Genomic DNA, 7,570 nt, shown 5'->3' on the forward strand with positions numbered 1-7,570 from the left:
CCCTGCCCTGGCCGCCCCAGCATGAGCTTCATGCGGTACTTGCCGGTTTGCCGGTCGAGGAAGATGCGCTGGATGGCAGTCAGTCGCCGCCCTTCGCGCACGGCCACGAGCAAGGCGGGATGGAACGTGGTCCAGGGCTTGGGACGATAAGGACAGCGTGGATGAAATCGGAGATCATCGGTAGGCGGCTCGAGATGCCGCAGCGTCAGGTAACGCTCAGCGAGAGTGCCCGGGATCGGAAGCCCCTCCTCCCAGAGCCGTGCGGCATTGCCCGAAGCGCGCGCGGGCATGTCCCGGTAGGAGTAGTGTTGCCGGATCGGTATCCGGCGCAATTCGCGCAGGACATCTTCGCGATCACAACCGGCAAAGCAAGTGACAAGAATACCGCGATCGCCCTGACGGATCGAGAGGCTTGGTGTGCTATCAGCATGCGCCGGGCACAGGCACATGGCGGTGCGGCCATGCCAGGTGCCACCGAGAGCACCTACGAGATCGATGAGTTCCTGGGATGGTCGTCGGGCTGTAAGCGGCATGGCATTCCTCCTGCTTGCATGCCCCTGCCCCTCTCCCTCTTTCTCCCGGCCATCAGATCGCGGTCTATCTGTGCTCCGGGCTGCGTGCGCGGATCGAGGAAGCGCGAATAGCCACCGGGGTGCACGGCCGGTTTGCGGATGGGATTTCCTGCGAGCGGAATGAATGCCTCGATGGCGGTGGGCCTTGTCGCCGCCTATTCGAGCGCCAGGAGAACATCGTCAGCGGCAGTTCTGGCCCTGTCCGATTCGTGGACCACCGCCAACTCGGATGCCGCCGGGAAGGAATTTGAGTTCCATTCTCGAAGCGGCGACAAGACCGATCTATGCTTGCCGCCAATTCTGGCGATCACTTGATTCGCATGGAAACCGGAGCTTGTCCGTTCGCCCGGAATGATCCCGGACTCTCCATCTGAGAGCAGCGTTGTCCTTGCATGATGGCGCCAGCTGCTACCAATTTGACTAACCACCATCCTTTTGGCATAGCTGTCCGGGATAAGGGGTCTTTTTTCGACCTTTTTCACGAACCAAGGCCAATTTGGGTTGAGAAGGGGGACAACGCCCATGCTGTCGGGTCAGATTCTCGATGCGATGATCACCTCGTGCGAGAATGCAAAAACCGTTCTGCGGCAAGCGGCGATAGATCCATCCGACAGGAAAACCCTCAATATTTCAATGGGGGCCTCGGTCGCCGCGGAGTTTCTGGGGAGGACGCCCGAAGCCCTGTCCAAGGCGGAAGCGCGTGGACGCCTTCCTGCGCCGAAGACGTCCGCCAACGGGCGCAGATATTACACGGTCGAGGATTTGATCGCGATTCGCGAAGCGCTCGGTATCAAGATGGGCAAATTGCCGTCCGAGCGAGCGGTCGTCGTGGCCGTGCAGAATTTCAAGGGCGGTGTCAGCAAATCGACCACGGGCAAGCACCTTGCCGATTATCTTGCCCTGCGGGGTTACCGGGTTCTTGTCGTGGACTGCGATCCCCAGGCTTCGATGAGCGTGATGTTCGACGTCAATCTCGAGGCCTTGGTCGACGAGACCCATACGCTGTCGAATTTCCTGTCGCCGCGCATCGACGAAGCGGATTCGCTGCGCAAGACGATCCAGAAGACAGCCTGGCCCAATATCGACATCTGCCCGGCGAACCTCGGCCTGCAGGACACCGAATGGGAACTGACCGCGACGATCGAGGAAGGACCGACAGCGATCGCGGGCGCGTTCCGCATGCTGCGGATCGGACTGGAGGAAGTTCGTCACGACTATGACGTCGTCATTCTCGACCCTCCCCCGGCCATGGGGTTTCTCGGCGTGAACACGCTGACTGCGGCCGATGGCCTGTTGATCCCCGTCCCTGCCCGGCAGCTCGACTATCTGTCGACCATTCATTTCATGCAGACCTGCCGCGAGGCGATGGATCTCGTCTCCAAGTTCGACACGTCGATCGACTATGGCTTCATTCGGGTCGTCTGCACGATGTTCCAGCCCAGTCGCACGAACGAGGCGCAGATGCTCCAGGTCATGGAGAAGACCTACGCCGGACAAATGCTCTCGACACCGATTCTGCTCTCGGAAGAGATCAAGAATGCGGGACTTTCGATGTCTTCGATTTACGAGATCAACAAACCCTACGGCTCGCATCAGACCTATGTTCGCTGCCGCGACAATCTCAACATGGTCTTCCGCGAGGTAGAGAAAGACATCTGCAAGCAGTGGCCATCGCGGATGGCGCAGCTTGGCACCGATCGGTTGACGGAGGCCGCATGAGCAGCGCGGGGGGCAGACGGCGGAGTCTCTTGGCGAACGCCATCGAAAGCATCGGCACGACACCGCCCCCGACACGCGCGGCCGATGGTCCCGTCGCCGGGGATCACGCGGATCGAGAAAAGCCCGCCGAAGAACCGGCGACACCGTCCTTCCTCGAACGGCGCGGGGTTGCGTTCGATGAGATCGCGCGCACCGTCAAGCGCCTCACCATTCGCCTGAAGCCGTCGGAATGCTCGATCTGGCCAGGCAATGCGCGCGACTATGCGGCGCTTAGCTATGACCGCTGCGCCTCCCTGATTGAATCGATCAGGGAGGAAGGAACCAATCGCGAACCGGTGGTCGTCAGGCGAACCCCCAATGCCGAACAGCCCTATGAGCTGATCGTCGGCACACGTCGTCATTTTTCGATCTCCTGGCTCCATGCGAACAACCATAGCGAGATCGAACTCGTAGCCCGGATCGAAACGCTCGATGACGAAGGCGCCTTCCGTCTCGCGGACCTGGAAAACCGGGAGCGCGAGGACGTCACCGATCTCGAGCGGGCCCGAAATTATCGGCACGCGGTGGAAGCCTATTATAAGGGCGTCAGGGCGCAGATGGCCGAGCGCCTGGCGATCCCCAAGCAGAATCTTCACAATCTGCTGCAACTCGCCGAACTCCCCGACGAGGTGGTGAGCGCATTTGCGGAACCAGGCGACCTGAAGGTCCGTCACGGCATGCGCCTGTCGCCGCTCATCAAGGATGAGCGCTATCGCGACGCCATTCTCGGTGAGGCGGCCATAATCGCCGCCGAGCAGAAAGAGCTGCTGGCCGCCGGCGCGGAAAAGATCGAGGGCAGCAAAGTCTGCGAACGCCTGGCCGCGGCCGTGACACCTTCCAGGCCTGCGCCTTCGCCAAAGGCGAAGCCGGCTCTGACGGCAGCTTCGGGCAAGGAGATCGGACAAGTTCTCGCCGATACCAAGGCGAAGGGCATCACGATCAACATCAATCCAAAAGGCCGCGCATCGGTCGATGAGATTCTGGACGCACTGCGTCCGGTCATCGAGAGCGCGAGATTTGCGCGATAATGAGAATCCACAATAAATCTTTTATTTTCAAATCGTTATGATGGAGTAAAACGCGTTTTACGCGTGTTGCAGGACATGAGATGCCACAGGACTACCGCGAAGACGGTCAAGTAGACCTCTTTCTGCCGCAACTGACGGCACTGCCGCTTCGCGACCAGCGCGAAACGATGGAACGCCCATTCTTTTCCCTGTCCAAGCGCAAGCGCCTGAAGCCGATCGACTATGTCAGTCCGGACCGAAAAGTTACCGTCCATGTTTCGGCCAACTCGGAATATGGCCTCGCCACGATCTACGATCTCGACATCCTGATCTACTGCGCCTCGGTGCTCATCGAACATAAGCGCCGCGGTGCGAACGACATTCCGCAAACCTTGAACGTCGTGCCCTACGACATGCTCAGGACACTCAAACGCGAGGTCGGCGGCCGAGCCTATGACTTGCTGGGCAATGCGCTTGACCGTCTGCAGTCAACCACGGTGAAGACCAATATCCGCTCGGGCGACGCTGTCGAAACCACTTTCTCCTGGATCGACAGCTACAGTCAGCTCAAGGACCGCACGGGCAACGTGCGAGGTATGCGCATCACCCTCGCCAAGTGGTTTTACGACGGCGTGCTGATGGAAGGCGGCGTCCTCGCGATCGATCCCGCCTATTTCTCGCTCACCGGGGGGAGAGAACGCTGGCTGTACCGGGTTGCGCGCAAGCACGCCGGCGGCGCCGGAACGGACGGCTTCGCGATCTCCATGCCGACGCTGTTCGAAAAATCGGGCGCGGAAGGTGACTATCGTCGCTTCAAATTCGAGATGACCAAGATCGTCCGGGAAAACGCGCTGCCGGGTTACGCGCTCGAACTGGAATTGCGCGCAGAGGCCGAACCGTTCCTGCGCATGGTCAGGCGCAACCTCACGAGCGAACCCGGAGCCCCCTCCCCTGCCCTGGTCCAGACTGCACCCACGCCTGGCCGGGCTACTCCTTCCGCACAAGACAAGGCGATCGACGAACCGCCGATCGCCTTCCCGGAATATGGACATATCGCCCATAGCGCCTTTGGCGCCATCGCACGGGCCAACCTGCCCGAACCGCAGCGTGACCACGGCATGGTCGCCGACGACTTTCGGTCATTCCTGAGGCAGCGCGAAATCGCATACGACGCCAGGAACATCACGCAGATCTTCGCAACATTCTGTTCGAAGCAACGCGCGGCGCTGTAGCGCGCTACAGCGCCGCTTCGAACAGCGCGGCCTTTCAGGAACAACCTTCCGCTACCCGAGTTGCGCATAGTTCTTGCGTTCCTGAAGTACCGACGGACAAGGGCCGGCAGTTGCGCGGCCCCTCCCCACCGAGCACCCCGTCCTACCGGGACGCTATCCCATAGAATATGAGATCTCAGCCATGACGCGGGGCTCAGCGGCCGGGCGTTGCCGCCATTATTTTCGCCTATTACGCTGTGCGGGCCGAAGTCACAGCCACCTTGGCCAAGCCGTTACGTCCTTCCGGGCCAGGCTCGGGCATCGATCATCCCACCAGTTGACCGGCGCCGGGTACATCAGGAACGCGGACACCCTTTCGATCATCGCACGTCGTTTCCAAGCAACCAGGATATAAGCCGGATAAAGCAGATGGCGGGTCAATCTCGTGCCGGCGCTTCCTGGAACGAGAGGGAAGGGAAGGGGGGAACGCTGCGATCGTTCATCGAGATCGGCTCCGCGGCAATCGATCAGGCGTTCCTGAAATACCGTGCGGAGGAAAACTCCGCCGCCTCGGTCCGCCATGGCAGACGAGATCAAACGGCCGAGCCCAATAGGCGGCCGTTCCCAAAGTACCGCGCCATCGACGTGTATTCACGCCTCGCCAGGCCCGGAGATGATGGCCCGGCGACCGCCGTTTCAAGCGCCCGGCAGCCAGTCATTGAAGTTCAAACCAGAGCGAAACTCCGCTCCAGAGGCTGGCCGCCTGTCTCGATCGGCCCTTCGTTCCTAATATACCGTGGGAGAGTCGGGAGGCCTTGCCGATTTCCCGGCCAGCAAGTGCCCGAGTGTCATGATCGCGGCTACAAGAGTGGCTATCAACTGTGTCCGCCTGTGTCGTCAGGAAGCTCAAAACTCCGGGAAATCAGGGATGTAGCATCGAGTAAAACGCGTTTTACCGCCCTTTCCGCCCCGATCTCCAATGACCCGCCCACACGGTATTTCAGGAACGGCGCACGGTACATTGGGAACCGAATCACGGTCCAATGGGAACACCGCACAGGGTATTTCAGGAACGGTCAGACGGTATTACGGGAACGCGCTGAATTCCCCGACTCGTGATGAATCCATGAGTCGCGTCCGGCGCATCCACAGCCTAACTTTCTATCTTTATTTCTAAAGGAATTAACGGCGCCTGCGGCGCTTCTCCCTTTCTTTGAAAAGATTGAAGGGGGAGGGGACGCCATCGGCAAGCACCGAACACAATGACAAGGCCCAGTGCCCGATCTCGCACGAGCATAGAGCATCCAGAGGATGGCGTTCAACATCCGCTGCCGAACCGTGCATCGCCCGCCTCCCGATCAATCAGCGCGACAACACTCGACGATGCGCACTCGAAGCTGGTCCCATCATCTTGGCTACCCTGCCTTGATTCCCGCGGACGATGGCGGACGAGATCCCGGTTCACCTCATCCTGTCGCCTGACCTACCTCATCACCGGGTCTGCCTCGACGCCTTCGAAAGAATCGAATGTCGGCGAGCCCAGATCGAAGTCCAAACTCTCGAGGGCCTGTTGGAAGCCTGGATCTACCTCGATGCTGAACGTCTGCCATCGAACGGGCATCCAGCTGGCGTAGCGCTCACGCGACATCACCTCGTTCGATCAGCTTGTGAAATGTTAGGGTACATACCGCCGAAGCCAGGGTGCTTCATATCCAGCGCACCCCTCAAAATCGGAACAAACCGAGAAATAGTCCTAAAACGCCGCCAGAGCCTTACCAGGCGCTTTTGGGCCTTCTGGCATCCACGGCCTCATGAATAGCGTCAAATCGCTCTGTGCGGGCGTCTGGCTGGGCCGTATTTTGGGCCAGTTGTCACAAGTTTGTGATCAAAATCAGAGCGCACATGATTGTGAACCCCACTTGCTCCCACCGCAAATTCGCATTTGATTCGCAACACCTGTCATGGCGACGAAAGCTTTGGCCCGCGCGCGCTTGTAAGCAGCTTGTCGATGGCGGCCATTTCCTGATCAAATGCATCGAAAGCCACGGTGAGGTCGCGGCTCGCGGGCAGGGGAGGGGGCTCCTTCGCCGGACGGCCGCGCTTCGGTGCTGCATAACCGAATTCGACCGCAAGGTCCGGTGGCAGAAACAGCCGCCAGCTGCGCCGCTGGGTAATCTCGACCAGAAGATCCGCGGCGACGGCCCGCTCCAGCAGCTTGCTCGCTCCGGCGACGCTGAGGGCCAGCGCATCGGCAACTCCCTGGGGCGATAGCAGCGGGCGATGATGCGTGAGCGCGAGCAGCCGGGGGAGGGCGCCCGGACGGAACGCTTCGACGATCGCGCGTTGGGCGTTGCGATGAAATTTCTCCAGATCGTGAAGCCGTTCCAGACCCTCGCGCGCCGATCGTTCGAGCGCCCGCAACACCGCCAGCCAATCATCGGCGTCGGGTTTGCGCTTCAGCCGGAACGCCTTGGCGCCGCCGGCGAGGCAGGGGAGGGTGCTCGCGGAGAGGCCGCTATCGCGTAGCGCGAACGGCAGGCCGAGCCAGGGCAGGATGCCGCCATCCGCCAGCGCGTGTTGGCGGACCTGATCGAGCGCGCGGACGAGGGCAGGGTGCTGCGTGGCAACCGCCGGCGCGCTGATGGCGGTGGGCAGCGTATCGCGCCAGGCGAGCGGGTCGGGATCGGCGAGCGCCGCGGCCCACGCATCGAAGCGGTCGAACAGGTCGAGGGTGGTCGAGCGCAGCGGCCGGCCGGGGATCTGGAGCCCGCAACCCCAGGAAAATACGTCGATTTCGTCGACCTCGGCCGATTGCAGTTGCAGCGCCCGCGCATAGCCTGACCAGGTAGCCCGCCGGTTCCATGCCGAGGCGGCGGAACTGACGGAAATTCGGGCATCCAGGCGAGAAATGGACGCGGTGCAAGACGCTATGGCTGCCTGTCACGGGACAAAGAAGCAGTCAGTCAACATAACCTATTGATATAAAGTCATAGACTGGTGAAATCAGTGCATCATATCTTGG

Annotated in this window: 7 protein-coding genes; 5 read left to right on the plus strand and 2 right to left on the minus strand. The window is 60.8% G+C overall.

Annotation, left to right across the window (positions count from 1 at the left end):
* Nucleotides 1-533: virulence-associated protein E (locus K7W03_RS25915; RefSeq protein ID WP_222887793.1), on the minus strand; the 533-nt coding region annotated here is incomplete at its 3' end.
* 171 nt (nucleotides 534-704) lie between these two features.
* Between K7W03_RS25915 and K7W03_RS25920 the strand changes: the two genes are divergently transcribed.
* The 4 genes from K7W03_RS25920 to K7W03_RS25935 all read left to right on the plus strand — a co-directional run bounded on the left by K7W03_RS25920 (nucleotide 705) and on the right by K7W03_RS25935 (nucleotide 4,569).
* Nucleotides 705-887, plus strand: a complete 183-nt coding sequence (locus K7W03_RS25920) for a hypothetical protein (protein WP_020819384.1) — start codon at nucleotides 705-707, stop codon at nucleotides 885-887.
* A 207-nt stretch (nucleotides 888-1,094) separates the two neighbouring features.
* Complete coding sequence (locus K7W03_RS25925; protein WP_015460581.1) at nucleotides 1,095-2,291, plus strand: AAA family ATPase; 1,197 nt, start codon at nucleotides 1,095-1,097, stop codon at nucleotides 2,289-2,291.
* Nucleotides 2,288-3,358 carry a ParB/RepB/Spo0J family partition protein gene (locus K7W03_RS25930; protein ID WP_025160828.1) on the plus strand — a complete coding sequence of 357 codons (1,071 nt, stop codon included), beginning with the start codon at nucleotides 2,288-2,290 and terminating at the stop codon, nucleotides 3,356-3,358. Before K7W03_RS25925 ends, K7W03_RS25930 begins: the two co-directional genes overlap by 4 nt.
* 80 nt (nucleotides 3,359-3,438) lie before the next feature.
* On the plus strand, nucleotides 3,439-4,569 hold the full coding sequence (locus K7W03_RS25935) for a replication initiator protein A (protein ID WP_020819382.1): 1,131 nt from the start codon (nucleotides 3,439-3,441) through the stop codon (nucleotides 4,567-4,569).
* Between the two features lie 1,938 nt (nucleotides 4,570-6,507).
* Here K7W03_RS25935 and K7W03_RS27980 read toward each other — a convergent pair.
* Nucleotides 6,508-6,969 (minus strand): hypothetical protein, encoded by a 462-nt coding sequence (locus K7W03_RS27980; RefSeq protein ID WP_226870529.1) that lies wholly within the window; start codon nucleotides 6,967-6,969, stop codon nucleotides 6,508-6,510.
* A gap of 156 nt (nucleotides 6,970-7,125) precedes the next feature.
* Here K7W03_RS27980 and K7W03_RS27985 point away from each other — a divergent pair, with 156 nt between their 5' ends.
* Nucleotides 7,126-7,389 (plus strand): hypothetical protein, encoded by a 264-nt coding sequence (locus K7W03_RS27985; RefSeq protein WP_226870530.1) that lies wholly within the window; start codon nucleotides 7,126-7,128, stop codon nucleotides 7,387-7,389.
* The last annotated feature ends 181 nt before the right edge of the window (nucleotides 7,390-7,570 follow it).

This window comes from Sphingobium sp. PNB (assembly GCF_019873065.1).
GTDB classification, from domain to species: domain Bacteria; phylum Pseudomonadota; class Alphaproteobacteria; order Sphingomonadales; family Sphingomonadaceae; genus Sphingobium; species Sphingobium fuliginis.